General features: G+C 69.9%; 22 protein-coding genes. 15 read left to right on the forward strand and 7 right to left on the reverse strand.

From position 1 onward, the window contains the following. Positions 1–236 precede the first annotated feature (236 nt). The 3 genes from ectA (at position 237) to QC818_RS03180 (ending at position 2,646) form a co-directional block, all read left to right on the forward strand. Positions 237–815 (forward strand): diaminobutyrate acetyltransferase, encoded by a 579-nt coding sequence (gene ectA / locus QC818_RS03170; RefSeq protein ID WP_309651394.1) that lies wholly within the window; start codon positions 237–239, stop codon positions 813–815. Positions 816–900: 85 nt separating this feature from the next. Next, a complete protein-coding gene (gene ectB, locus QC818_RS03175) occupies positions 901–2,169 on the forward strand; it encodes a diaminobutyrate--2-oxoglutarate transaminase (RefSeq protein ID WP_309651395.1) in 1,269 nt (422 codons plus the stop codon). A 63-nt stretch (positions 2,170–2,232) separates the two neighbouring features. Continuing rightward, the gene (locus tag QC818_RS03180; RefSeq protein WP_309651396.1) at positions 2,233–2,646 is read left to right on the forward strand and encodes an ectoine synthase; all 414 of its coding nucleotides are present in this window, start codon (positions 2,233–2,235) and stop codon (positions 2,644–2,646) included. A gap of 42 nt (positions 2,647–2,688) precedes the next feature. Here the strand turns inward: QC818_RS03180 and QC818_RS03185 are convergent, their stop codons facing one another. From QC818_RS03185 to QC818_RS03195, 3 genes are all read right to left on the reverse strand, one after another. Further along, the gene (locus QC818_RS03185) at positions 2,689–4,386 is read right to left on the reverse strand and encodes a putative bifunctional diguanylate cyclase/phosphodiesterase (protein WP_309651397.1); all 1,698 of its coding nucleotides are present in this window, start codon (positions 4,384–4,386) and stop codon (positions 2,689–2,691) included. After that, on the reverse strand, positions 4,383–5,795 hold the full coding sequence (locus tag QC818_RS03190) for an ATPase domain-containing protein (protein ID WP_309651398.1): 1,413 nt from the start codon (positions 5,793–5,795) through the stop codon (positions 4,383–4,385). The genes QC818_RS03185 and QC818_RS03190 overlap by 4 nt, the downstream gene beginning before the upstream one ends. Before the next feature lie 88 nt (positions 5,796–5,883). Beyond that, positions 5,884–6,435, reverse strand: coding sequence for a DUF3833 domain-containing protein (locus QC818_RS03195; RefSeq protein ID WP_309651399.1), 552 nt, complete (start codon positions 6,433–6,435; stop codon positions 5,884–5,886). Positions 6,436–6,686: 251 nt separating this feature from the next. Here QC818_RS03195 and QC818_RS03200 point away from each other — a divergent pair, with 251 nt between their 5' ends. The 6 genes from QC818_RS03200 to yidD all read left to right on the forward strand — a co-directional run bounded on the left by QC818_RS03200 (position 6,687) and on the right by yidD (position 11,378). Then, a complete protein-coding gene (locus QC818_RS03200; protein WP_309651400.1) occupies positions 6,687–7,529 on the forward strand; it encodes an ATP-dependent zinc protease family protein in 843 nt (280 codons plus the stop codon). 35 nt (positions 7,530–7,564) lie between these two features. Further along, the gene (locus QC818_RS03205) at positions 7,565–9,076 is read left to right on the forward strand and encodes an inactive transglutaminase family protein (RefSeq protein WP_309651401.1); all 1,512 of its coding nucleotides are present in this window, start codon (positions 7,565–7,567) and stop codon (positions 9,074–9,076) included. A 4-nt stretch (positions 9,077–9,080) separates the two neighbouring features. Next, a complete protein-coding gene (locus tag QC818_RS03210) occupies positions 9,081–10,058 on the forward strand; it encodes an alpha-L-glutamate ligase-like protein (protein WP_309651402.1) in 978 nt (325 codons plus the stop codon). Positions 10,059–10,127: 69 nt separating this feature from the next. Continuing rightward, positions 10,128–10,580: a Fur family transcriptional regulator gene (locus QC818_RS03215; RefSeq protein WP_309651403.1), complete on the forward strand. Its 453-nt coding sequence runs from the start codon at positions 10,128–10,130 to the stop codon at positions 10,578–10,580. A 12-nt stretch (positions 10,581–10,592) separates the two neighbouring features. Further along, the gene (gene hisI, locus QC818_RS03220; RefSeq protein ID WP_309651404.1) at positions 10,593–11,033 is read left to right on the forward strand and encodes a phosphoribosyl-AMP cyclohydrolase; all 441 of its coding nucleotides are present in this window, start codon (positions 10,593–10,595) and stop codon (positions 11,031–11,033) included. 3 nt (positions 11,034–11,036) lie between these two features. Beyond that, positions 11,037–11,378, forward strand: a complete 342-nt coding sequence (gene yidD, locus QC818_RS03225; protein WP_309651405.1) for a membrane protein insertion efficiency factor YidD — start codon at positions 11,037–11,039, stop codon at positions 11,376–11,378. 149 nt (positions 11,379–11,527) lie between these two features. On the opposite strand, the gene QC818_RS03230 is transcribed toward yidD, so the two are convergent. After that, positions 11,528–11,950, reverse strand: a complete 423-nt coding sequence (locus QC818_RS03230) for a SufE family protein (protein WP_309651406.1) — start codon at positions 11,948–11,950, stop codon at positions 11,528–11,530. Positions 11,951–11,978: 28 nt separating this feature from the next. Then, entirely contained in the window at positions 11,979–13,208 is a 1,230-nt protein-coding gene (locus QC818_RS03235) for a tyrosine-type recombinase/integrase (RefSeq protein ID WP_309651407.1), read from the reverse strand. A 288-nt stretch (positions 13,209–13,496) separates the two neighbouring features. On the opposite strand from QC818_RS03235, the gene QC818_RS03240 reads away from it, so the two are divergent. Then, positions 13,497–14,555, forward strand: a complete 1,059-nt coding sequence (locus QC818_RS03240; RefSeq protein WP_309651408.1) for a DNA-binding protein — start codon at positions 13,497–13,499, stop codon at positions 14,553–14,555. 37 nt (positions 14,556–14,592) lie between these two features. Here the strand turns inward: QC818_RS03240 and nfuA are convergent, their stop codons facing one another. Continuing rightward, the gene (gene nfuA / locus QC818_RS03245) at positions 14,593–15,183 is read right to left on the reverse strand and encodes a Fe-S biogenesis protein NfuA (RefSeq protein ID WP_309651409.1); all 591 of its coding nucleotides are present in this window, start codon (positions 15,181–15,183) and stop codon (positions 14,593–14,595) included. A 267-nt stretch (positions 15,184–15,450) separates the two neighbouring features. Between nfuA and metH the strand changes: the two genes are divergently transcribed. The 4 genes from metH (at position 15,451) to QC818_RS03265 (ending at position 22,928) form a co-directional block, all read left to right on the forward strand. After that, positions 15,451–19,152 (forward strand): methionine synthase, encoded by a 3,702-nt coding sequence (gene metH / locus QC818_RS03250; RefSeq protein WP_309651410.1) that lies wholly within the window; start codon positions 15,451–15,453, stop codon positions 19,150–19,152. A 161-nt stretch (positions 19,153–19,313) separates the two neighbouring features. Next, complete coding sequence (locus tag QC818_RS03255; protein WP_309651411.1) at positions 19,314–20,642, forward strand: MATE family efflux transporter; 1,329 nt, start codon at positions 19,314–19,316, stop codon at positions 20,640–20,642. A 122-nt stretch (positions 20,643–20,764) separates the two neighbouring features. Further along, a complete protein-coding gene (locus QC818_RS03260; RefSeq protein ID WP_309651412.1) occupies positions 20,765–22,417 on the forward strand; it encodes a nitrite/sulfite reductase in 1,653 nt (550 codons plus the stop codon). Next, positions 22,410–22,928, forward strand: a complete 519-nt coding sequence (locus tag QC818_RS03265; RefSeq protein ID WP_309651413.1) for a DUF934 domain-containing protein — start codon at positions 22,410–22,412, stop codon at positions 22,926–22,928. The genes QC818_RS03260 and QC818_RS03265 overlap by 8 nt, the downstream gene beginning before the upstream one ends. 98 nt (positions 22,929–23,026) lie before the next feature. Here the strand turns inward: QC818_RS03265 and smrA are convergent, their stop codons facing one another. Continuing rightward, positions 23,027–23,617, reverse strand: a complete 591-nt coding sequence (gene smrA / locus QC818_RS03270; RefSeq protein ID WP_309651414.1) for a DNA endonuclease SmrA — start codon at positions 23,615–23,617, stop codon at positions 23,027–23,029. A gap of 324 nt (positions 23,618–23,941) precedes the next feature. Here smrA and QC818_RS03275 point away from each other — a divergent pair, with 324 nt between their 5' ends. Then, positions 23,942–24,202 carry a helix-turn-helix domain-containing protein gene (locus QC818_RS03275; protein ID WP_309651415.1) on the forward strand — a complete coding sequence of 87 codons (261 nt, stop codon included), beginning with the start codon at positions 23,942–23,944 and terminating at the stop codon, positions 24,200–24,202. Positions 24,203–24,267 lie beyond the last annotated feature (65 nt).

Raw genomic sequence — 24,267 nt, forward strand, 5'->3', positions numbered from 1 at the left:
GCGTCACCACGATGCCATGCCAGCGGGCCACCCTGATCGGGGTGGCCCGTTGTCGTTCGGGTCGGCGCAACGCCTCGGCGGGAACGGACTATGCTGTAAGATGCGCGTGTCGCGGGCATCCGCGGCAGTACTATAATGTCGATTTATGGTTTTTCGGCGGGTGGATAATATGGTTTTTGAAAAGCCGCCGAAGCGCTGTTATGATGCTTCTCAAATTCGCTACAGCGAACACGACAATGAACGCAACTTCCGAGCCCTTCATTCCCTCCGCCGACCTCGCCCGGCCCAGCGTGGCCGACGCCGTGGTCGGCCACCAGGCCACGCCGCTGTTCATCCGCAAGCCCAACCCCGACGACGGCTGGGGCATCTACGAACTGGTCAAGTCCTGCCCCCCGCTGGACGTCAATTCCGCCTATGCCTACCTGCTGCTGGCGACCCAGTTCCGCGACAGCTGCGCGGTGGCCACCAACGAGGAAGGCGAGATCGTCGGCTTCGTTTCCGGCTACGTGAAGAACAACGCGCCCGACACCTACTTCCTGTGGCAGGTCGCGGTGGGCGAGAAGGCCCGCGGCACCGGCCTGGCCCGGCGCCTGGTCGAGGCCGTGATGACCCGCGCCGAGATGGCCGAGGTGCATCACCTCGAGACCACCATCACCCCGGACAACCAGGCGTCCTGGGGGCTGTTCCGGCGCCTCGCCGATCGCTGGCAGGCGCCCCTGAACAGTCGCGAATACTTCTCCACCGACCAGCTCGGTGGCGAGCACGATCCCGAGAACCTCGTGCGCATCGGTCCCTTCCAGACCGCCGACATCTGATCCACGTCTCACTCGCGCGCCGGCCCCTCGCGGACGGCGCGGCACCCTCGTGATCCTTTTTCCCTTCATCCGACAGGAGGTCGCAATGCAGACCCAGACCCTCGAACGCATGGAATCCGACGTCCGGACCTATTCCCGCTCCTTTCCGGTCGTCTTCACCAAGGCCCAGAACGCCCGCCTGACCGACGAGACCGGTCGCGAATACATCGACTTCCTGGCCGGCGCCGGCACCCTGAACTACGGCCACAACAACCCGCACCTCAAGCAGGCGCTGGTCGACTACCTGGCCGAAGACGGCATCGTCCACGGCCTGGACTTCTGGACCGCCGCCAAGCGCGACTACCTGGAGACCCTGGAAGAGGTGATCCTCAAGCCGCGCGGCCTGGACTACAAGGTCCACTTCCCGGGGCCGACCGGCACCAACGCCGTCGAGGCGGCCATCCGCCTGGCCCGCGTCGCCAAGGGCCGCCACAACATCGTGACCTTCACCAACGGCTTCCACGGCGTGACCATGGGCGCGCTGGCCACCACCGGCAACCGCAAGTTCCGCGAGGCCACCGGTGGCGTGCCCACCCAGGGCGCGGCCTTCATGCCCTACGACGGCTACCTGGGCGAGGGCGCCGACACCCTGGACTACTTCGAGAAGCTGCTCGGCGACAATTCCAGCGGCCTGGACGTGCCCGCCGCGGTGATCGTCGAGACCGTGCAGGGCGAGGGCGGCATCAACGTCTCCGGGCTGGAGTGGCTCAAGCGCCTGGAAGGCATCTGCCGCGCCCACGACATCCTGCTGATCGTCGACGACATCCAGGCCGGCTGCGGCCGCACCGGCAAGTTCTTCAGCTTCGAGCACGCCGGCGTCACCCCGGACATCGTCACCAACTCCAAGTCGCTGTCCGGCTTCGGCCTGCCGTTCGCCCACGTGCTGATGCGTCCCGAGCTCGACAAGTGGAAGCCGGGCCAGTACAACGGCACCTTCCGCGGCTTCAACCTGGCCTTCGCCACCGCCGCCGCCGCCATGCGCAAGTACTGGAGCGACGACACCTTCGAGCGCGATGTCCAGCGCAAGGCGCGCATCGTTGAGGAGCGCTTCGCCAAGATCGCCGCCTGGCTCAGCGAGGAGAAGGGCATCGAGGCCTCCGAGCGCGGCCGTGGCCTGATGCGCGGCATCGACGTCGGCAGCGGCGACATCGCCGACAAGATCACCGCTCAGGCCTTCGAGAACGGCCTGGTGATCGAGACCAGCGGTCAGGACGGCGAGGTGGTCAAGTGCCTGTGCCCGCTGACCATCCCCGACGAGGACCTGATCGAGGGCCTGGATATCCTCGAAGCCAGCGCCAAGCAGGCCCTGGCCTGATAGGCTGAATGCCCGGCCGGTCCCCCGCGACCGGCCCTTCCATCGACCATCACGGAGAGCGTCATGATCGTTCGCAACCTCGAGGAAGCGCGCCAGACCGATCGCCTGGTCACCGCCGAGAACGGCAACTGGGACAGCACCCGGCTGTCGCTGGCCGACGACGGCGGCAACTGTTCCTTCCACGTCACCCGGATCTACGAGGGCACCGAGACCCATATCCATTACAAGCACCACTTCGAGGCGGTGTTCTGCATGGAAGGGGAAGGCGAGGTCGAGACCCTGGCCGACGGCAAGATCTGGCCGATCAAGCCGGGCGACATCTACATCCTCGACCAGCACGACGAGCACCTGCTGCGGGCCAGCAAGACCATGCACCTGGCGTGCGTGTTCACCCCGGGCCTGACCGGCAAGGAAGTGCATCGCGAGGACGGCTCCTACGCGCCGGCCGACGAGGCCGACGACAGCCAGCCGCTGTAAGGCGTCGGGCCTCGCGGCATTGCCGCGATCGACGCTCCTGGCTCACGAGGCCCCGGTCATCGACCGGGGCCTCGTCGCGTCCAGCCAGGCCATCAGCTCGGCCTCGGGCATGGGCCGCGCATAGAGATAGCCCTGGCCGATCGCCACCCCCAGGTCGGCGAGAAAGGCCGCTTCCGCTTCTGCCTCGATGCCCTCGGCCACCAGCTCCAGGCCCAGGGTCGTGGCCAGCGAGATGATCGCCCGGGTGATGCCGGCCCGATCCGGATGGGCATGCACCTCCTGCACGAAGGCGCGATCGATCTTGAGCACGTCGATGGGCAGGCGGTGCAGGTAGCTCAGCGTCGAGTAGCCGGTGCCGAAATCGTCCATGGCGATGCGCATGCCGCGCTCGCGCAGACGCGTCAGCGTCGCCAGCCCGCGATCGGTCATGGCGAACAGGGTGGTCTCGGTGAGCTCCAGCTCCAGGGCGTTCCCCGGCAGCGAGTGGCGGGCCAGCGCCGCCAGCAGGGCGTCGGCGAAATCGTCTTCCTCCAGGTCGTGTGCCGAGACGTTCACGGCCAGCCGGGGAAGCCCCGTGCCGGCGTCCCGCCAGCGCGCGAGCAGCCGGCAGGCCTCCTCGACCACCCAGCGGGACAGCTCGCGGATCAGCCCGGTGGTCTCGGCCACCCCGATGAAGGCCCCCGGCGGCAGCAGCTTGCCATCCGGGCATTGCAGCCGCACCAGGGCCTCGGCGGCCTCGGTCAGTCCAAGGCCGTCGAGGCTCACCTTGGGTTGCAGCCACAGCACCAAGCCGCCGTCGTCGAGCGCCCGGCGCAGCTCGGCTTCCATCCTCAGGAAGGTCGTGGCCTTGGCCTGCATGTCCGGCGAGAAGAAGGCGGGCGCGCCGTCGCCGGCCGCCGAGAGCGCCTGCTGGGCGCGATCGATCAGCGCCTCGGCCTCCCGGGCGTCGTCGGGCGCCACGGCGACGCTCATGCGAGGCGACAGGTGCAGCCGCTCGCCGTCGATCTCCAGGGGGTCCAGCATGCGGCGGCGGGTGGCGTGGGCCAGGTCCAGGACCTGGTCGACGGGCCTCCCCGGCGGATGCAGCAAGCCCCATTGCGCATCGCCCAACCGGGCCAGGCGAGTCGAGGCATCGAGCAGGGCCGACAGGCGCCCGCTGAGGGAGACCAGGGCCTGGCGATGGCCCGAGTGGCCGAGCGAGGTCAGCAGGGTGCCGTCGGCCACCTCGATGATCTGGAAGCACACGCGCTGATCCGCCTCGCTCGCCACGGCCAGCGCCTGGCGCAGGTGCTCACAGATCAAAGGCCGTGTCGCCAGCCCGGTGAGCCGGTCATGATTGACCAGGTGGGCCAACTCGTCCCGCTGGCGCAAGGCCAGGCGCCGGGCCCGCATCCAGAGGTGCAGGCGCGTGGTCAGCTCCAGGCGGTCCAGCGGCAGCACGGCGAACTCGTCGATCAGGTCGCGAAACCGCGTGAGCGGCCGGCGCAGCTCGGCCCGGGTCAGCAGCAGGATGACCGGCAGGAGGGTAGGGGACTGCGCCCGCCGCGCCTCGCCGACCCGCGACTGCCAGCGCGCCAGGCCCTTCGGGTCGGCGATGATCAGGTCGACATCGTCGCACTGCCAGGTCAGGTCGGCGGGATCGACCAGCCGATAGTGCTGCTCGAAGGCCCGCGCCAGCAGCCGCCGGTTGCTGGCCGCCTCGACCAGCAGCATCAGCCGGCCCGGCGCCTCGGGGCTCATGTCGGGTCCCCGCGGTTGAGCAGGCTTGCCTCCGCCGATTCCTCGAGCAGTTGCAGCCCGCCCGGGCCGATGCGGTAGGCACAGATCCGCGGATCGAACTGGCCCGTGCGCTTCTTCAGCACCCCCAGCATCTTGCCCATGCGCTGTCGCTCCTCCCGGTAGTTGAGCAGCAGGACGTTGTCGGCGAGGTAGCTGATCCCCCGGTCGGTCAGGGTCATGGGGCCGCTGATGACCTGTATCTCATTGATCAGCAGCACCGAGATGCCCCGACGCGCCAGGCCCTTGGCGAAGGCATGCACGCGATCCTTGAGCTGCTCGCCGCGCAGCGACAGCTCGAAGCCGGAGACGCTGTCCAGGATCACCAGCCGAGTGTCGGTGGCCTCGACATGGCGGCGCACGCCCTCGAGGAACTCGTCCACCAGGTAGCGCAGGGGTTCCACCTGCTCGATATGCAGCTGGCCATCGCGATGCAGGGCCGCCAGGTCCAGGGACAGGTCCTCGGCGCGCTGCAGGTAGCCGGGCAGTTCCTCCTCGAACAGGTAGATGGCCACCCGCCCGCGCCGGCCGGCCTCCCGGGCGAAGGCCGCGCCCAGGGTCGACTTGCCGATGCCGGAGGGGCCGGTGATCAGGCTGATGCTGCCGGCGGGGAGCCCGCCGCCCAGCAGGGCATCGAGGCCAGGACAGCCGGACGACAGCGGCGCCCCCTCGGGCGCGGCCACGGCGCGCGACGGCGGCAGGTGATGCGGAAAGGCCTGGAAGCCGCGCTCGTCCAGCCGGCACTGGTGACGCCCGGCCATGAATCGCGCTCCCCGCAGCTTGCACACCTGCAGATAGCCCTCGCCGAGCTCGATCACCCCATCGGCAAGGAACTGCAGGTCGATGTCCGTCGACGGGTTGCCGGCCTCCGAGGAGAACAGGACCGTGCAGCCGCGACCGCGCAGGTAGCGCAAGAAGGACAGGATCTGGGCGCGGAACTGGAAGGCATCGCTGAACAGCAGCTGCAGGTGGCTGACCGAGTCGATGAACACCACCGACGGTGGCTGGGCTTCGATGGCCTCGACGATCCGCTGGACCAGCGGCTCGAATTCCACCTCGGCCGGGTGAAAGATGTCATAGTGCTGCTGTTCGGCGAACAGCCGCTCGTCGGGCACCAGGCTGAGCAGCCGTACGCCCTCGAGGGGCAGCGACTGGCGAGCGGCATTGTCGCGCAGCTGGGACTCGGTTTCCTGAAAGCCGATATACAGCGGCGTCCCGGTGGCGCCGGCGGCGGCCAGGCACTGCAGGCCGAGGGTAGTCTTGCCGTGACCCGGGCCGCCCCGGATCATGTAGGCCTGACGAGGCGGCAGGCCGCCGTTCAGGATATGGTCCAGGCCGTCGCATCCGGTACTGATCCGAGCCTTGTCGTCCATGGCATGTCCTCGTGGGCGTCACGGGTGGGCGATGACTATATGGTAGTTCTCTGATATTCAGGCTGCCCGATCGCGGGCGCGGCGCCCATCACTCCTTGGTCGAGGCTCCGCGTTCGAAGACCAGGGTGATCTCGGCCAGGGTCAGGCCGAACTTGCGCATCGCGGTGCGGTTGATCAGCCTGCCGTCGGGCTGCAGGTACATCCAGTCGTCCATCTGGAAGGTGATGGCGCGGCCGTCGACGTCGACCGCCAGGGGATAGCGCATATGGAAGACATGGCCCACCTGGCGCGCCTCGACCGGGCCCTCGACGTCGTCGGCGCGACCCCGCCAGCGGCCGTCGCCGCGGCGCTCGAAGGTCCACCGCCGGCGATCGGTCGCGCCGTCGGCGTAGCGGAAGCGTTCGTCCAGGATCAGGGTGTCGTCCTCGAGCCTGCCGTCGATGTCGACCGTGAAGCGGCGCCGCACCTCGCCGCGATAGTCCTGCACCATGCCCCAGGCGCGCGTCCGGCCGGCGAAGTACTCGGCGATGTCCAGGCGCGGCGTGGTGCCGGCGTAGTGGGCGGGATCGAGGCTGCCGCAGCCGCCGAGCCACAGCACGGCCAGCAGGGCCGCCAGGTGATACCGGAGTTTCTTGTACATTGCCATGTGCCATGAATCGAATTTGTCCAATGAACGTTAGCTCAGCGCATCGGACATTGCCATCCCCGCCTGCCGCCCAGGATTTCGTAGAATATATATTATGTTAAATAAGGGGTGGGCGAAGCCGTGTCGCGACGCCCCCTGTCGGCCTCGCGCGACATGGACAGGCCGCGCCCGGCTCCTTATCATCCCGGCAGTTCGTCGCCGCGCTTCGCGTTTCCCCACCCGTCACCCCCGAGGATGTCCACGACATGCCGATTCGTCTCTCGCTGCTTCCGCTGCTTGCCGGCTCGCTCCTGCTCGGAGGTTGCAGCGTGGCGCCCTGGGATCGCGAACCGGCCGTCGAGCCCCTGACGCCCGGCGCCTTCGAGGCACGCATCGATGGTCTCGAGCGGCGACTGGCCGAGCGTTGCGATACCCGTCGCGCCGACCTGGCCCAGTATCGCCGGGATCAGCTGGCCCTGACCGCCGATGTGCGCGAGCTCGGCCACCTGCTGCGCGAGGCGCGACGCGACGTCGCCGGGCTGCGCGAGGACACCCCACGGGCCGCCGCGGCCGGCGATTGCCCGACCGCCGATGCCCGGCTCGACAACAAGACCCTGGTCGGACGCAGCGAGTGGATCGGCCTGCCCGAGGTCGGCACCCACCTCGAGGCGCGCATCGATTCGGGCGCCAATACCTCCTCGCTGTCGGCCACCGAGATCACCCCCTTCGAGCGCGACGGCGAGGACTGGGTGCGGTTCAAGCTGGGGCTGACCGACGGCGACAGCGTCGTCGAGCGCGTGCGCGGCGAATGGATCGAGGCGCCGGTCGAGCGCCGGGTCCGGATCGTCCAGGCCACCGGCGAGCAGTCGCGCCCGGTGATCCGGCTGCTGATGGCCCTGGGCCCGCTGCGCGAGAGCGTCGAGTTCACCCTCAGCGATCGCACCCACCTGGACTACCCGGTCCTGCTGGGGCGACGCTTTTTGATGGATATCGCCATCATCGACGTGGCCCGCCGCCACGTCCATGACCGCCCCGAGTTCTCCGCCCCGCCGGCAGCGGACGCCGGCGACGCCCCCGAGACCCGAGACGCCGAGACCGCGGCGCCCTGAGCCCCCGGCCTCGCGTCGCTGCCAAGGAAGTCCCCATGTCCCGACTGCCCTTCTACCTGATCGTCGCCCTGCTGCTGGTCGCCGGCATCGCGCTCAGCGTGCATCGCCATGTCCAGTTCGAGGTGCCCTGGACGCCCGGCGAGCAGCGCCAGGTCTGGGAGATCGAGGCCCAGGTGAGTTTCCGCGCCGAGGGCGGCCCCGCCCGGGTCGAGATGGCCCTGCCCTCCACCCAGCCCGGCTTCCGGGTGCTTACCGAACACACCGCCTCGCCGGGCTACGGGCTCACCTACCTGGACGAGAACGGCGCCCGGCGGGCGCTGTGGTCGGTGCGCGAGGCCAGCGGCGACCAGCAGCTCTACTACGGGGCCCAGGTGCTGGTGGCGCCCCAGGCCCGAGCCTCCGAGGTGCCGCCGCCGACGGCGGCGCGCAACGTGGTCTGGGAACCGCCCTACGACACCGCCGCCCAGGAGGTCATCGACCGGGCCTGGGCGCGCAGTGCCGATGCCTTCACCTTCGCCCGGGAACTGATCCGCGACTTCAGCGACGAGCGCCGGGGCGAGAACGCCCGGCTGCTGCTCACCCAGTTCGACCGCGTGCCGCTGCTGCTGCGCCTGCTCGATCAGGCCGGCGTGCCCGCCCGGGAGGTCAGCGGCCTGCTGCTGGAGAACGGTCGCCGGCGTCAGACGCTGACCTCCTGGATCCAGGTCCACGACGGCGACGACAGCGCGCTCTTCGATCCCGCCAGCGGCCGCCGCGGCCGCCCGGACAACCTGCTGCTGTGGGAGAGCGCCGGCCAGTCGGTGCTCGAGGTCCAGGGCGGCACCAGCTCGCGGGTCACCTTCTCGATGATTTCGCGCAACCAGCCCGCCGCCGCCGCGGTGCGCAGCCAGCTGGCCGAGGATGCCGGCACCCTGCTCAACTTCTCGATCCACAGCCTGCCCCTCGAGGAGCAGGCGCTGTTCCAGACCATCCTGCTGCTGCCCATCGGCGCCCTGGTGGTGGTGCTGCTGCGGGTGCTGGTCGGCATCAAGACCTCGGGCACCTTCATGCCGGTGCTGATCGCCCTGGCCTTCATCCAGACCACCCTGATCACCGGCCTGGTCGGCTTCCTGCTGGTGGTGGCCGTGGGCCTGGTGATCCGCAACTACCTCTCCTACCTCAACCTGCTGCTGGTGGCCCGGGTCACGGCGGTGATCATCACGGTGATCGCGATCATCTCGCTGTTCTCGGTGCTGGCCTTCCGGATGGGCCTCAACGCCGGGCTGCAGATCACCTTCTTCCCGATGATCATCCTCTCCTGGACCATCGAGAGGATGTCGATCCTGTGGGAGGAGGAAGGGCCCAAGGAGGTGCTGGTGCAGGGCGGCGGCAGCCTGCTCACCGCGGTGCTGGCCTATCTGGCGATGAACAATCCCTGGATCCGCCACATCACCTTCAACTTCCTGGGCGTCCAGCTGATCCTGATGGCGCTGATCCTGCTGCTGGGCAACTACACCGGCTACCGGCTGCTGGAGCTGCGTCGCTTCAAGCCGGTGACGGAGGACTGAGCCCATGTGGACCTCGCCGGGCCGACTGCGCGCCAAGGGCATCATCGGCATGAACCGCCGCAACATCCGCTATATCGGCCGCTACAACGATCGCCGCCTCTACCCGCTGGTGGACGACAAGCTCAAGACCAAGCTGCTCGCCCAGCGCCATGCCATCACCACCCCGGACCTGATCGGCACGGTGACCACCCAGTTCGGCGTCAAGCACCTCCACGAGATGCTGGCCGCCCACGGCGGCTTCGTGATCAAGCCGGCCAAGGGCAGCGGCGGCAAGGGCATCCTGGTCATCGAGCGCCGGGAGGGCGACCGCTTCGTCAAGCCCAGCGGCGCGCACCTGAGCCTGGAGGACGTCGAGCGCCACGTCTCCAACATCCTCTCCGGGCTCTACTCGCTGGGCGGCTCGCCGGACGTGGCCGTCGTCGAGGCGCTGATCGACTTCGACGCGAGCTTCGCCGAGTACACCTACGAGGGCGTCCCCGACATTAGGGTCATCGTCTTCAAGGGCTACCCGGTGATGGCCATGATGCGGCTGTCCACCGCCGCCTCCGACGGCAAGGCCAACCTCCACCAGGGCGCCGTGGGCGTGGGCATCGACATCGCCAGCGGCACCGCGATCCGCGGCGTGCAGTTCGACCGCGCCCGGGCCGACCACCCGGATACCGGCCACGAGCTGGCGAGCCTGCGGATTCCCGGCTGGGACACCCTGCTGAACCTGGCCGCCAGCTGCTACGAGATGACCTCGCTGGGCTACCTGGGTACCGACATGGTGCTGGATCGCCGGCATGGCCCCATGCTGCTGGAGCTCAACGCCCGACCGGGGCTGGCCATCCAGATGGCCAACGGCGAGGGGCTGCGCCCGCGCCTGGACCTGATCGAACGCCAGCCCGAGGGGATCGCGCCGACCGAGCGTGTCGCCTTCGCCCGCCACCACTTCGCCCGGCGCAGCGAGCTGCCGGGCACCGCCAGCCCGGCCACTGCCTGAGGGCCGGCTGGCTCCGCGGAGGCGGGGCGCGTAGAATACGGGGCTCACTCCGCTGACTGCATGGCCCGCATGACCGATTCCCGCGCCCTGATGCAGCAGGCCGAGCGACAGTGCCGTCGCCGCGGCGTGCGCTTCACCCCCATCCGCCAGCGGGTGCTGCAGATGATCGCCGACACCCGGGGCGGCCTGAAGGCCTACGACCTGCTCGACCGCCTGGCCGCCGAGCACGCCTCGGCGCGTCCGCCCACGGTCTACCGCGCCCTGGATTTCCTGATCGACCAGGGCCTGGTGCATCGCATCGAGTCGCTGAACGCCTACGTGGCCTGCCCCTGCCCCGAGCACGCCCACGGCTTCCAGCTGCTGATCTGCCGCGACTGCGGGCGCGTCGAGGAGCTGCACCTGGACGACATCAACGATCAGCTGGGGCGCCGCGCCCGGGAGCTGGGCTTCGCGGTGCAGCGCCAGACCATCGAGCTGCTCGGCCGCTGCGAAGCCTGCCGGGCGGCGACCGCCACCTCCTGATCCGGAGTCGCCATGACCGACACCTTCAAGCGCCTGGAAGGCGCCGACCGCGACAGCCGCTGGCCCCTCGAGGCGATCCTCGAGGCGGTGCGCTTCAACGACGACGGCCTGATCCCGGCCATCGCCCAGCAGCATGACAGCGGCGAGGTGCTGATGATGGCCTGGATGAACCGTCAGGCCCTGGAGGAGACCCTGGCCAGCGGCCGGGTCTGCTACTGGTCCCGCTCGCGGGGCAAGCTGTGGCGCAAGGGCGAGTCCTCCGGGCAGCAGCAGCACCTGCGCGGCGCGGCCCTGGACTGCGACGGCGACACCCTGCTGCTGCAGGTCGAGCAGACCGGCCCGGCCTGCCACACCGGCCGGCGCAGCTGCTTCTACGTGGCCCTGGAGGGCGGCCAGGCGCGCATCGCCTCGGCGCCGCTGGTCGACCCCGAGGCTCTGTACGGCAAGGCCTGAGCCGTGGCCGCCCTCCCCCGGCGCGCGACCCGGCTGCTGGTCGCGCCCCTGCTCGGCCTGATCAAGGCCTACCAGCTGCTGCTCAGCCCGCTGCTGGGCCCGCGCTGCCGCTACTGGCCGAGCTGCTCCCACTACGCCGCGGAGGCGCTGCGGGTCCACGGCCCGCTCAAGGGCGGCGGGCTCGCCGCCCGGCGCATCCTCCGCTGCCACCCCGGCGCCGCGGGTGGTCTCGACCCGGTCCCTGGCGGGCCCAGCGAACGGCTGTGCCGCGAGGACCCCGAGCTCGACGCGCATTTTCGCTGTCGCGATCCCGACGACGAGCCGCGCGACACGCCGTCGCGATAGCGCCGGCCTTCCCTGTCCGCTGTCCCGGCGTTGCCGCCGGAAAAGGGCTCGCACGCGATCGAGTCATGCGTGCGGGCCCTTCATGGCCGGTTGAAGCCGCGGCAGCGCATGCCGAAACGGGCCCGGCCCGGCGCCGGCGCCCTTTGGGGTCAGGCGGCTTCCTGCTCGGCGACCCGGTAGATGCGCTCCAGCATGGCATTCAGGCCGTTGCTGCGGGTCGGCGACAGGTGCTTGTCGAGCCCCAGGTCCTTGAGGAAGTGCGGGCTGGTGGCGCGGATGTCCTCGGGGCGGCGATCGTTGTAGATGCGCATCAGCACGGCGATCAGCCCGGAGACGATCGCCGCGTCGGAGATCGCCTGGAACTGCAGGCGCTCGCCGTCGCGGGCATGATGCATCCAGACGTTGGACTGGCAGCCCTGGATCTTGCGCTCGTCGGTCTTCCACGCCTCGGGGAAGGCCGGCAGCTGCTTGCCCAGGTCGATGATGTACTGGTAGCGGTCCATCCAGTTGTCGAACATCTCGAACTCTTCGACGAGTTCCTGCTGGGCCTGTTCGGCGGTCATGGTGGTCATGCAACACTCCTCGATACGATTGCCGGCATTATAACGGCTGGTCGCCGTCGTCGTCCGCCCCCGGCGACAGGCCGTGGCGCGATTGCTGGCGATGCCACTCCGCATCCTCGGCATGCAGGTAGCGGGCCGTGGTGTCGAGCCGGGCATGCCGCGCCGTCTCGGCCAGGTAGCGCAGCTCGACGCCGGCCTGAGCCTGGTGGGTCAGCGCCGTATGGCGCAGCCAGTGGGGCGTGGCCCGGCGCAGCAGCGCCACCTCGCGCGCGCTCTCCCGGCCCTGCGCCGCCTCCAGGGCCTCGGCGGCCGCCTCGAAGGCCTCGCGGATCAGCCGGTAGAGGCGGTTCTCGCCCAGCCCGCGCCGCCCGTCGAGGCCGCGCAGCACCGGGGTCGCCTCGTCCGGCGCCGGCTCGAGCGGCAGCCCCAGCGACGAGCGCCACTCGCCGAGCAGGCGCATCATGTCCGGCGGCACCGGCACGCTCGCCGCCTTGCCGCCCTTCCCCACCGTGTGCCACCACCAGCGCCCCTCGCGACGGTGGAAGTCATTCATCCGCGCCGCCGCCATCTCGCCGATCCGCGGCGCGAGCAGGTAGGCGAAGCCGAAGGCCAGGCGCCGGCGCTCGTAGGCGAAGCGCTCCCGCGGCGCGGCCTCCGCCGGCGGCGCGCGATCCAGCCAGCCCCACAGCCAGTCCCACAGCGGACGCTCCAGGTAGCGCTCGACCCGGCCCTGGCGGTTGTCCAGGCGGCGGCGCTTGTCGCGCATCAGCCGGAAGGGGTTGTGGTCGACCCAGCCGGCCTCGACCAGCCAGGCGAAGAGCCCCTGGAGGATCACCAGGCACTGTCGCCGGCTGGCCGGCGACAGCGGCCCGCGGAACGGCCGCCAGCGCGGGTCGTGACGCGGCCGGGTCGGCCCCGTCCAGCGCGCCCGCGGCTGCGGGTCGGCCAGAAACGCCTCGAAGGCGTCGAGATGCTGGCGACGCACCTCGGCCAGCCGCCTCCCCTGCTCGCCCAGCCACAGCAGCAGCCGCTCCGCCTCGCGTCGATAGGCTCGCCGGGTATGCGGGCTGGCGCGATATTCGGCGAGCCACTGGGCCACCGCCTCGGCATCCGAGGTCGCGGCGATATGCACCCGCCCCGGGGACGGCGGCTGCGCTGGCTCGGCCGCGAGCTCGCCGTGGCCCAGCGCCACGTCGAGGGCCCGGACCCGCGCCGTCAGGTCGCCCTGCCCCATGTCGCCCTCGTCGGTGTTGCCTCTGTCGTCCATCGCCGCCTGCGCCTTGTGCCTGTCCCCGACGGGCGCCGGACGGCCCGTGCCCGCCCTGCCGCTCCGTCATTTTGGCCTTTCCCTTCAACCACCTGCCTCGGCCGGCGCCAGTATCGGCGTTACGTGCCAGATAATCAAGATAAGCCGCGTAATCTTGACTTTCCTGCCAGAAAAATAATGTATTTTACGTTTTACGTATTATGTAATTATCTTTATCTGGCGGCCCTGCCGGGGTATAGTGGCGCCCACCACGCCCGGAGGGGCGATTCCCGGATCGAGGAGGACGGCATGGCGCGCAGCGGGGTGCGGTACGAGGATGTGCAACGGGCGATCGACGAGCTGATGGCGCGGGGCGAGGCGCCCAGCGTGCAGAAGATTCGCGAGGCGCTCGGCACCGGCAGCTTTACCACCATCAGCGAGCACCTGCGGGAGTGGCGCAAGCGGCGCGAGGAGAACCGCGACGTGCCGCCGCCCCGGGGCATGCCGGCCGCCCTCCAGGAGCTCGCCGAGACGCTCTGGCAGCAGGCTCAGGAGGCCGCCAACGAGGCCCTGGCCCACTACCGCCGGGAGGCCGACGACAAGGTCGCCGAGGCGCGGGAGTCGGCCGCCGAGGACGCCCGCCGCGCCGAGGACGCCGAACAGCGCGAGTCCGCCCTCTCGGCCCACCTGGCGCGCACCGACGAGCGCCTCACCGAGCGGACCGCCGAGCTGGCGCGCCTGCAGGCGGAGCACGAGACCCTGACGGCCGACGCCCAGCGTCAGCGCGAGGCACGCGAGCGCCTGGCGGCGCGGCTGGACGAGCTGCAGGAGCAGCTCGAGACCCAGGCCCGGGCGCATCGCCAGGCGCTGGCCGAGGAGGAGGAAGCCGGCCGCCAGCGACTCCAGCAGGAGGAGCAGCGCCACGAGGCCGCGGAGGCCCGGCTGATGGGGCTGGTCGACGAGGCGCGCCAGGAGCGCCAGGCGGCGGACAAGGCCCATGCCGCCCACCAGGCCAAGCTCGAGAAGCGCCTCGAGGCGTCACAGGCGGAACAGCAGGCGCTGCGCGAGGCGCTCAAGGGGGAAGAGCAGCGGCGCCGTGGCGAGCAGCAGTCGGCGCGGGACGCCGAGCAGGCCCGCCGCGCGCTGGAGGAAGAGCGAGAGCGCCTGACGGCCCGCCTGGAGGAGGCGCGCCAGGCCCTGGCGTCACGCCAGGCGCGGATCGAGACCCTGGAGGCGCGCCTGGAGGATCAACTCTGGTCGTCGCTGGAAAGCATCCGCGACACCCAGGCGCAGCTGGAGGAGGCGGCGCGGAACGCCTCGGGCCCCGCCGAGGCGGGGCCCGAGGACCCGGGTCGAACCGAGGGGTGAGCGCGCAGGCGCCGGCCGGCGCCCGCCTCGGGATGGCCTAGCGGTAGTAGGCGTTGGTGGTATCCGTATGGTCGGTCACGTCGCGGATGCCGGCGAGCTCCGGGATCCGCTCCATCAGCGTCTTCTCGACACCTTCCTTGAGGGTCAGGTCCACCGCGGCGCAGCCCTGGCAACCGCCGCCGAAGGCCAGCACGGCGACCTGGTCCTCGGTCAGCTCGATCAGCTTGATCTCGCCGCCGTGGGCGGCCAGGCCGGGGTTGATCTCGCTGTAGAGCACGTAGTTGACGCGGTCGGACAGCGGGCTGTCGGCATTGACCTTGGGCATCTTGGCGTTGGGCGCCTTGATGGTCAGCTGCCCGCCCATGCGGTCGGCGTTGAAGTCGACCACCGCCTCCTCGAGGAAGGGAATGCTGTTCTTCTCCAGGTAGACGGCGATCTTCTCGAGCTCCAGGCGCTCGTCGCTGGGCTCCTCCTCACCGGGCCGGCAGTAGGCCAGGCAGGTCTCGGCATAGGGGGTGCCGGGCTGGGTGATGAAGATGCGCACGGCGATGCCCTCGACGTTCTGCTTGGCCAGCAGCTCGGCAAGGTAGTCCTGGGCGCTGTCGGTGATCTGGATGCTCTCGCTCATGGTGCTCTCGCTGATCGGGCCGCGTCGGGCGGCGCCCGGCACGGCCGGAATGAGGGTTTGCGGTCATGGTAAGCGACTGCCCGAGCCCTGACAATCCCGACCCCCGCGCTGGGTTTTAGCGGCGCGCGCCCCTGCCGCGGCGGCGCGGCTTTTGCTAGGATACGGGGCCTGCCCGGCCCCGCGCCGGCCCGACGGACGCCCCACGCCACAAGAGATCGCGCCGTCCACCGCGCCCCGACGCTTTCACGCTGGAGATTGACCCGACCCATGGCCGCCGTTCCCACTCCCCTGACCGACACCCTCACCGACAGCCTTCGACAGCGCATCCTGATGCTCGACGGCGGCATGGGCACCATGCTGCAGAACGCCGCGCTGTCGGAGGAGGAGTTCCGCGGGGAGCGGTTCGCCGACTGGCCCACCGAGCTCAAGGGCAACAACGACCTGCTGGCGCTGACCTGCCCGGACCTGGTGACGCGCATCCATCGCGACTACCTCGAGGCCGGCGCCGACATCGTCGAGACCAACACCTTCAACAGCACCCGGCTGTCCCAGTCCGACTACGGCATGGAGGCGCTGGTGCCCGAGCTCAACCGCGAGTCGGCGCGCCTGGCCCGGGCGGTGTGCGACGCCGTGGCCGAGGAGACCGGCGTGCCGCGCTATGTCGCCGGGGTGCTGGGGCCGACCTCGCGGACCGCCTCGCTGTCGCCGGACGTCAACGACCCGGCCAAGCGCAACGTCACCTTCGACGAGCTGCGCGACAACTATCGGGAAGCCGCCGAGGCGCTGATCGCCGGCGGCAGCGACCTGATCCTGATCGAGACCATCTTCGACACCCTGAACGCCAAGGCCGCCATCTACGCCCTGGAAGAGCTGTTCGAGCATCGCGGCGAGCGCCTGCCGGTGATGGTCTCCGGCACCATCACCGACGCCTCCGGCCGCACCCTCTCTGGCCAGACCACCGAGGCGTTCTGGAACTCGATCCGCCACGCCAGGCCGCTCTCCGTGGGCCTCAACTGCGCCCTGGGCGCCGAGGAGCTGCGCCCCTATCTGCAGGAGCTCTCCGACAAGGCCGACACCTTCGTCTCGGCGCACCCCAACGCCGGCCTGCCCAACGAGTTCGGCGAGTACGACCAGACTCCCGAGGAGATGGCCGCCATCGTCGCCGAGTTCGCCGACAGCGGGCTGGTCAACATCATCGGCGGCTGCTGCGGCTCCACCCCCGAGCACATCGCCGCCATCCACCGGGCGATCGCGGGCACCGCACCCCGCGAGGTGCCCGAGCGCCCGCTGGCCTGCCGCCTGTCGGGTCTGGAGCCGTTCAACATCGCCCACGACTCGCTGTTCGTGAACGTCGGCGAGCGCACCAACGTCACCGGCTCGGCGCGCTTCAAGCGGCTGATCAAGGAAGAGGACTACACCACCGCCCTGGAGGTGGCCCTGGAGCAGGTCGAGAACGGCGCCCAGGTCATCGACGTCAACATGGACGAAGGCATGCTGGAATCCGAGGAGGCCATGGTGCGCTTCCTCAACCTGATCGCCGGCGAGCCCGACATCGCCCGGGTGCCGATCATGGTCGACTCCTCCAAGTGGGAGATCGTCGAGGCCGGCCTCAAGTGCATCCAGGGCAAGGCGGTGGTCAACTCCATCTCGATGAAGGAAGGCGAGGATGCCTTCCGCGAGCAGGCCACCAAGTGCATGCGCTACGGGGCCGCCGTGGTGGTGATGGCCTTCGACGAGCAGGGCCAGGCCGACACCTTCGCCCGCAAGGCCGAGATCTGCCAGCGCGCCTACCGTCTGCTGGTCGACGAGATCGGCTTCCCCGCCGAAGACATCATCTTCGACCCCAACATCTTCGCCATCGCCACCGGCATCGAGGAGCACGACAACTACGCCGTCGACTTCATCGAGGCCACCCGCTGGATCCGCGAGCACCTGCCCCACGCCATGGTCTCCGGCGGGGTCTCCAACGTGTCCTTCTCGTTCCGCGGCAACAACCCGGTGCGCGAGGCGATCCACTCGGTGTTCCTCTACCACGCCATCCGCGCCGGACTGACCATGGGCATCGTCAACGCCGGCCAGTTGGCGGTCTACGACGACCTGCCCGAGGCGCTGCGCGAAGCGGTGGAGGACGTGGTCCTGAACCGGCGCGGCGACAGCACCGAGCGGCTGCTGGAGATCGCCGACGAATACAAGGGCGACGGCTCCGGCGGCGCCAAGAAGGAAGACCTCGAGTGGCGCAGCTGGGAGGTCGAGAAGCGCATCGAACACGCCCTGATCAAGGGCATCACCGCCTATATCGAGGAAGACACCGAGCTGGCCCGCCAGCGCGCCACGCGCCCCATCGAGGTGATCGAGGGGCCGCTGATGGACGGCATGAACGTGGTCGGCGATCTGTTCGGCGCCGGCAAGATGTTCCTGCCCCAGGTGGTCAAGTCGGCGCGGGTCATGAAGCAGGCGGTGGCCTACCTGATCCCCTACATCGAGGCCGAGAAGACCGCCGATACCCAGGCCAAGGGCAAGATCGTCATGGCCACGGTCAAGGGCGACGTCCACGACATCGGCAAGAACATCGTCGGCGTGGTCCTGCAGTGCAACAACTACGAGGTGATCGACCTCGGCGTGATGGTGCCCGCCGAGAAGATCCTGCAGACCGCCCGGGACGAGAACGCCGACATCATCGGCCTGTCCGGGCTGATCACCCCGTCGCTGGACGAGATGGTCCACGTCGCCAAGGAGATGCAGCGCCAGGGCTTCGAGCTGCCGCTGCTGATCGGCGGTGCCACCACCTCCAAGGCCCACACCGCGGTGAAGATCGAGCCGGGCTACGCGCACCCGGTGATCTACGTCACCGACGCCTCCCGGGCCGTGGGCGTGGCCGGCAAGCTGCTCTCCCCGGCGCTGAAGGACGACTATGTGGCCGAGATCCGCGCCGAGTACGACAAGGTGCGCGAGCGCAACGCCAAGCGTCGTCCCAAGGCGGCCGATCTCAGCTACGCGCAGGCCCGGGAGCGCAAGCCGGCCTACGACTGGGACGCCTACACGCCGCCGGCGCCAGGCTTCACCGGGCTCAAGGTCTTCGACGACTACGACCTGAACGCCCTGGTCGAGCGCATCGACTGGACGCCCTTCTTCATGAGCTGGGAGCTGGCCGGCAAGTATCCGAAGATCCTCGACGACGAGGTGGTCGGCGAGGCCGCCCGCAGCCTGTTCGCCGACGCCCGGGCGATGCTCGCCAGGCTGATCGACGAGCGTCTCGTCCAGGCCCGCGGGGTGATCGGCCTGTGGCCGGCCAACAGCGTCGACGACGACGTCATCGAGGTCTACGCCGACGAGTCGCGCAGCGAGGTGATCGAGCGGCTGCACCACATTCGCCAGCAGACCACCAAGAACCGCGAGGGCGTCTGCTACAGCCTGGCCGACTTCATCGCCCCCAAGGACTCCGGCAAGCCGGACTGGATCGGCGGCTTCGCGGTGACCACCGGGCACGGCGTGGAGGCGCTCGCCGAACGCTACAAGGCCGCCGGCGACGACTACAACGCCATCATGGTCCAGGCGCTGGCCGACCGTCTCGCCGAGGCCTTCGCCGAGCACATGCACGAGCGGGTGCGCAAGGAGTTCTGGGGCTACGCCGCCGACGAGGCGCTGGACAACGAGGCGCTGATCGCCGAGCGGTACCGCGGCATCCGCCCGGCGCCGGGCTATCCGGCCTGCCCCGACCATACCGAGAAGGCCACCCTGTTCCGGCTGCTCGAGGCCGAGGCCAACGCCGGCCTCGAGCTCACCGACAGCTTCGCCATGTGGCCCGCCGCCGCGGTCTCCGGCTGGTACTTCGCGCATCCGCAGTCGAAGTACTTCTCCACCGGCAAGATCACCCGCGACCAGGTGGAGGCGCTGGCCGGCCGCAAGGGCATGACGCTCGCCGAGCTGGAGCGCTGGCTCGCGCCGGTGCTCTCCTACGACCCCGACTGATATCTCGCCCCGGGCCCGCCTCGCGGGCCCGGCGCCGCCACTCATGGACACCGGCATGCTGACCGACGCCTCCCGCCGATCGATGGACACCGGCCTGCGGCCCGATCCCGCTCGCCGCCAGGCCATCCTGCGCCACGCCCTGCCGAACGACGGAAGCCGGCATGCTGCCTGATCCCGCTCGCCGCCAGACCATCCTGCGCCTCGCCCTGCCGATCATCGGCGGCATGCTCACCCAGAGCCTGCTGAACCTGATCGACGCCGCCCTGGTGGGCCGGCTGGGCGAGGCGCCCCTGGCCGCCGTGGGCATCGGCGGCTACGCGATCTTTTTGATCACCGCGGTGGTCTTCGGCCTGTCCTCCGGGGTGCAGGCCCAGACCGCCCGGCGTCACGGCGAGGGCGACTGGAGCCGCCGCGCCCTGGCGCTGAATGCCGGCCTCGCGATCGCGCTGGCGGTGGCCGGCCCCCTGACCCTGCTGTGCCTGTGGCAGGCGCCGGCCCTGCTGGGGCTGATCAATCAGGATCCGGCCGTCAACGCGCTGGCCGTCGACTACTTCCGCTGGCGGGTGGTGTCGCTGATCCCGGTGGCGATGATCTTCTGCTTCCGCGGCTACTGGAACGGCGTCCAGGAGACCGGCCTCTACCTGCGAATCATCCTGGTCATGCACCTGGTCAACGTGGTGGCCAGCGTCGGGCTGATCTTCGGCCTGGCCGGCCTGCCCGCCATGGGGGCGGCCGGCGCCGGGGCCGGCACCAGCCTGTCGCTGTTCGTCGGCCTGGCCATCTGGGCGATCTTCAGCCTGCGTCACGCCCGGGACAGCGGCTTCCTCGGCCGCCGACCCCGCTCGCGGACCTTCGCCGTCACCCTGCGCCTGGCCGTGCCCCACTCCTTCCAGCAGATCTGGTTCGCCGCCGGCTATGCGGTGCTGTTCTGGATCCTGGGCCGCATCGACACCGCCAGCGTGGCCGTGGGCCATGTGCTGGTGAACCTCTCGCTGCTGCTGATCCTGCCCGGCGTGGGCCTGGGCATGGCGGCCATGAGCCTGGTCGGCGAGTCGCTGGGGCGCCGGGACCACCGCGACGCCCATCGCTGGGGCTGGGACGTGGTGCGCCTGGCCTGGCCCTGCCTGGCGCTGATCGCCCTGCCGATGACTGCCCTCCCCGAGGCGGTGCTGGGCCTCTTCCTGCACGACCCCGCGCTGATCGCCCTGGGCCGGCTGCCGCTGCAGCTCACCGCGGTGATGATCGTGCTCGACGCCGCGGCCCTGGTGTTCGCCCAGGCCCTGCTGGGGGCCGGCGCCCAGCGCACCGTGATGACCATCACCCTGGCGCTGCAGTGGCTGGTGTTCCTGCCCCTGGCCTGGTGGGTCGGCGTGCACCAGGGGGCCGGCCTGCTGGGCATCTGGTGGGTCCAGCTGGGCTACCGCTGCCTCAACTCCGCCGGCTTCATGGCGATCTGGCAGCGCCGGCGCTGGCAGCGACTCGCGGTATGAGCGCCCCGGCGCTCATTCCATTTCGAATATAAACTATGAAGATTTATTCTTTTATAGAATAAATGCGGCCCGTTAAGGTAGTCGCCAAGCTTCACCACTTCCCAGTTGCAGGTAAGCGCTGAATGTACCGCTACGATAATCATGATCAGACCCTGGTCGACGAACGCGTCGCCCAGTTCCGTGACCAGATGCGCCGTTACCTCGAGGGCAAGATCAGCGACGAGGAATTCCTGCCCCTGCGCGTGCAGAACGGCCTGTATATCCAGCGCTATGCGCCCATGCTGCGCATCGCCATCCCCTATGGCATGCTGGCCTCCTACCAGCTGCGCAAGCTCGGCGAGATCGCCGCGCGCTACGATCGCGGCTACGGCCACTTCACCACGCGCACCAACCTGCAGCTCAACTGGCCCGCGCTCGAGGACGTGCCGGACATCCTGGCCGAGCTGGCCAGCGTGCAGATGCACGCCATCCAGACCAGCGGCAACGATATCCGCAACACCACCACCGACCAGTTCTCCGGCATCGCCGCCGACGAGAGCGTGGACCCGCGCCCCTGGTGCGAGCTGATCCGCCAGTGGTCGACCTTCCACCCCGAATTCGCCTACCTGCCGCGCAAGTTCAAGATCGCCGTGACCGGCGCCGACGAGGACCGCGCGGCCATCCAGGTGCATGACGTGGGCCTGCGCCTGTGGCGCGACGCGGCCGGCGAGGTCCGCGTCAAGGTGCTGGCCGGCGGCGGGCTGGGCCGCACGCCGATGATCGGCAGCGTGGTCTGCGAAGACCTGCCCTGGCAGCATCTGCTGACCTACCTCGAGGCCCTGGTCCGGGTCTACAACCAGTTCGGGCGTCGGGACAACAAGTTCAAGGCGCGCATCAAGATCCTGGTCAAGGCGCTGGGCGTCGACGAATTCCGCCGCCGCGTGGAGGAGGAGTGGGCGCACCTCAAGGACGGCCCCCAGACCCTCACCGAGGACGCCGTGGCCGCCGTGGCCGAGCACTTCGTCGACCCGGAGCGCCGCGAGATCGACCAGGAGGCGATCGAGGCCTACGAGGCCCTGCGCGCCGAGAACCGCGCCTTCGCCCGCTTCGTGACCAACAACGTCACCGATCACAAGGTGCCCGGCTACAAGGCCGTGACCCTGTCGCTGAAGCGCCGCGAACACTCGCCCGGCGACGTCACCTCCGAACAGATGGCCGCCATCGCCGACCTGGCCGACGAGTTCGGCTATGGCGAGCTGCGCGTGACCCACGAGCAGAACCTGGTGCTGACCGACGTGCCGGTGGATCGCCTGGAGGCGCTCTGGCAGCGCCTCGACGCCCTGGGCATGGCCAACCCCACGGTGGGCACCCTGGCCGACCTGATCTGCTGCCCGGGGGGCGACTACTGTGGCCTGGCCAACGCCAAGTCGATCCCGGTGGCCCATGCCATCCAGGAACGCTTCGAGGATCTCGACTTCCTCTATGACCTGGGGCCGCTGGAGCTCAACATCTCCGGCTGCATGAACGCCTGCGGCCACCATCACGTGGGCCACATCGGCATCCTCGGCGTCGACAAGAAGGGTGAGGAGTACTATCAGATCTCGCTGGGCGGCAGCCAGGGCAACGCCTCCTCGCTGGGCAAGATCCTGGGCCCCTCCTTCTACCGCGAGGACGTGCCGGACGTCATCGACAAGCTGCTGCAGGTCTATGTCGGCGAGCGCACCCCCGACGAGACCTTCCTCGACACCTATCGCCGCATCGGCCTCAAACCCTTCAAGGAGCGTGTCTATGCCTGAGACGACCCCTCGCCCCCTGATCGTCGGACGCCAGCTCGTCAGCGATGAATGGCAGCGCTGCGAGACGGCCGCGGAGCGCCCCGAGGGCCGGCCGGCCCTGGTCCCGCTCGCCGACTGGCAGGCATCCTCCAAGGGCGACGATCTCGCCCCCTGGCTGCCCAGCGACACCGAGATGACCGCCGAGCTGGCCCGCGAGCTCGAGGCCGCGCCGCTGGTCGCCGTGGACTTCCCCAAGTTCACCGACGGCCGCGGCTACAGCATCGCCCGGCTGCTCCGCGAGCGGCACGGCTACCGCGGCCAGATCCGCGCCATCGGCGACGTGCTGATCGACCAGCTGTTCTACATGTCGCGCTGCGGCTTCGATGCCTTCTCGCTGCGCGAGGACCAGATCGCCGAGGACGCCCTCAAGGCGCTGGACACCTTCAGCCGCAGCTACCAGCCCGGCACCGATCAGGAGGAACCGCTGTTCCGGCGTCGCCTGCGCGAGGCTCACAAGACCGCCGCCGCCTGACGCGATCGCCCCGTCGAACGCGCGAAGCCGGCCCTCGGGCCGGCTTCGTCGTTTCCAGCCGCCGCGACGTCGCCTGTCAGGACGGCGCGGCTCGATCATCAGCCGCGGCGCTTCTGCTGGCGCTCCCGATTGGCCGCCCTCGCCCGCTCGCTCTTGCGCAGCATCACCCAGGTGGCGCCCAGGCCGCCGTCGGCCTGGCTCGCCGAGACGAAGGCCTGGACCGGCTCGAAGACGGGCAGCCACTTGGCCAGGTAGGAGCGCAGCACGTTCGGGGCGCTGTCGATCTCATGCCCCCGACCATGGACGATCAGCACCGAGCGCAGGTCGTGCTCGACGGCGTCGTGCAGGAAGGCGGGCAACGTGCGGCGGGCCTCCTCCACGGGCCGGCGCAGCAGATGCAGGCTGGCCTGGACCGGGTAGCCGCCCTGGCGCAGGCGATCCACCACGCCCCGCTGGATGCCGTCGCGGCGGAAGTCCAGGGGATCGAAGGGCGGCACCAGGTCGACGAAGTCGTCGGAGAGGCTGTCCTCGGCCTCCCCGCCCCCGGCGGCGCTCCGCCGGCGGGCCAGCTGGGCCTCGCTGGGCGTGCGCCGCGGCTGACCGGCATGGACCCGGTCATGCCCCCTCGTCAGGGGGCGCACGTCCCCCATCAGGGCCCGAAAGTCGGCGTCGTCGTGAGGGCTCGTCATGGCACACCTCCTGGCCAGCTGGGGAGAGGCTTCATCCTAGCAAAGTGCCCGGTGTCCTGTATCGGGGGGGCGACGGCAGCCCCCTGGCGTCCCCTTGAGGCCGCCGGGCCGCGTCGCCACTGCTCGCCAGGGCGCCGCTCTGCCTGGGCGCGGCGTCCTGCCGGCCGAGCCAATGCGCCCGCCGAGGCTCAACGCCCCGCATCAGGACACCGAGACCATCGCATGTCGAGGCGATGCCGGCGTCTCGTCCTGGCCGCCGCGGCCCGCCGCCTGGACGCCCCTTGCCGCCCGGGGTAGGCTTGAATATCCGCTATAGAGGATATCATGAAGATCACCTCCCCCGAGATGCTCGCGCATTCCCTGAAGGATGCCAGGAGGCGTCGCCACCTCACCCAGCAGGCCGCCGCCGAGCGGATCGGCATCAAGCAGGCGACGGTGTCCGGCTTCGAGCACCACCCGGAGCGCAGCCGGCTCGAGACCCTCTTCAAGCTGCTGGCAGCCCTCGACCTCGAACTGCATGTCACCGAGCGCGACCGGCCCGGCGGCGAGACGGTCGGAGACGGAGGCTGGGACCAGGAGTGGTAGCCATGGCGAACCTCACCGTCGCGATGACATGGGCAGGGTCTCCTGTCCTCTCCACCCTGGAGCCC

It is taken from the genome of Halomonas koreensis (assembly GCF_031451675.1).
In the GTDB taxonomy this organism is placed as follows: domain Bacteria; phylum Pseudomonadota; class Gammaproteobacteria; order Pseudomonadales; family Halomonadaceae; genus Halomonas; species Halomonas koreensis.

Coding starts and splice junctions, on each gene's coding strand:
- QC818_RS03200 (WP_309651400.1), top strand. CDS start 6,687: ATGCCGATTCGTCTCTCGCTGCTTCCGCTGCTTGCCGGCTCGCTCCTG.
- QC818_RS03195 (WP_309651399.1), bottom strand. CDS start 6,435: ATGTACAAGAAACTCCGGTATCACCTGGCGGCCCTGCTGGCCGTGCTG.
- QC818_RS03240 (WP_309651408.1), top strand. CDS start 13,497: ATGGCGCGCAGCGGGGTGCGGTACGAGGATGTGCAACGGGCGATCGAC.
- smrA (WP_309651414.1), bottom strand. CDS start 23,617: ATGACGAGCCCTCACGACGACGCCGACTTTCGGGCCCTGATGGGGGAC.
- QC818_RS03260 (WP_309651412.1), top strand. CDS start 20,765: ATGTACCGCTACGATAATCATGATCAGACCCTGGTCGACGAACGCGTC.
- QC818_RS03235 (WP_309651407.1), bottom strand. CDS start 13,208: ATGGACGACAGAGGCAACACCGACGAGGGCGACATGGGGCAGGGCGAC.
- QC818_RS03190 (WP_309651398.1), bottom strand. CDS start 5,795: ATGGACGACAAGGCTCGGATCAGTACCGGATGCGACGGCCTGGACCAT.
- QC818_RS03180 (WP_309651396.1), top strand. CDS start 2,233: ATGATCGTTCGCAACCTCGAGGAAGCGCGCCAGACCGATCGCCTGGTC.
- QC818_RS03255 (WP_309651411.1), top strand. CDS start 19,314: ATGCTGCCTGATCCCGCTCGCCGCCAGACCATCCTGCGCCTCGCCCTG.
- QC818_RS03215 (WP_309651403.1), top strand. CDS start 10,128: ATGACCGATTCCCGCGCCCTGATGCAGCAGGCCGAGCGACAGTGCCGT.
- ectB (WP_309651395.1), top strand. CDS start 901: ATGCAGACCCAGACCCTCGAACGCATGGAATCCGACGTCCGGACCTAT.
- metH (WP_309651410.1), top strand. CDS start 15,451: ATGGCCGCCGTTCCCACTCCCCTGACCGACACCCTCACCGACAGCCTT.
- nfuA (WP_309651409.1), bottom strand. CDS start 15,183: ATGAGCGAGAGCATCCAGATCACCGACAGCGCCCAGGACTACCTTGCC.
- QC818_RS03210 (WP_309651402.1), top strand. CDS start 9,081: ATGTGGACCTCGCCGGGCCGACTGCGCGCCAAGGGCATCATCGGCATG.
- QC818_RS03205 (WP_309651401.1), top strand. CDS start 7,565: ATGTCCCGACTGCCCTTCTACCTGATCGTCGCCCTGCTGCTGGTCGCC.
- QC818_RS03185 (WP_309651397.1), bottom strand. CDS start 4,386: ATGAGCCCCGAGGCGCCGGGCCGGCTGATGCTGCTGGTCGAGGCGGCC.
- QC818_RS03275 (WP_309651415.1), top strand. CDS start 23,942: ATGAAGATCACCTCCCCCGAGATGCTCGCGCATTCCCTGAAGGATGCC.
- hisI (WP_309651404.1), top strand. CDS start 10,593: ATGACCGACACCTTCAAGCGCCTGGAAGGCGCCGACCGCGACAGCCGC.
- QC818_RS03230 (WP_309651406.1), bottom strand. CDS start 11,950: ATGACCACCATGACCGCCGAACAGGCCCAGCAGGAACTCGTCGAAGAG.
- QC818_RS03265 (WP_309651413.1), top strand. CDS start 22,410: ATGCCTGAGACGACCCCTCGCCCCCTGATCGTCGGACGCCAGCTCGTC.
- ectA (WP_309651394.1), top strand. CDS start 237: ATGAACGCAACTTCCGAGCCCTTCATTCCCTCCGCCGACCTCGCCCGG.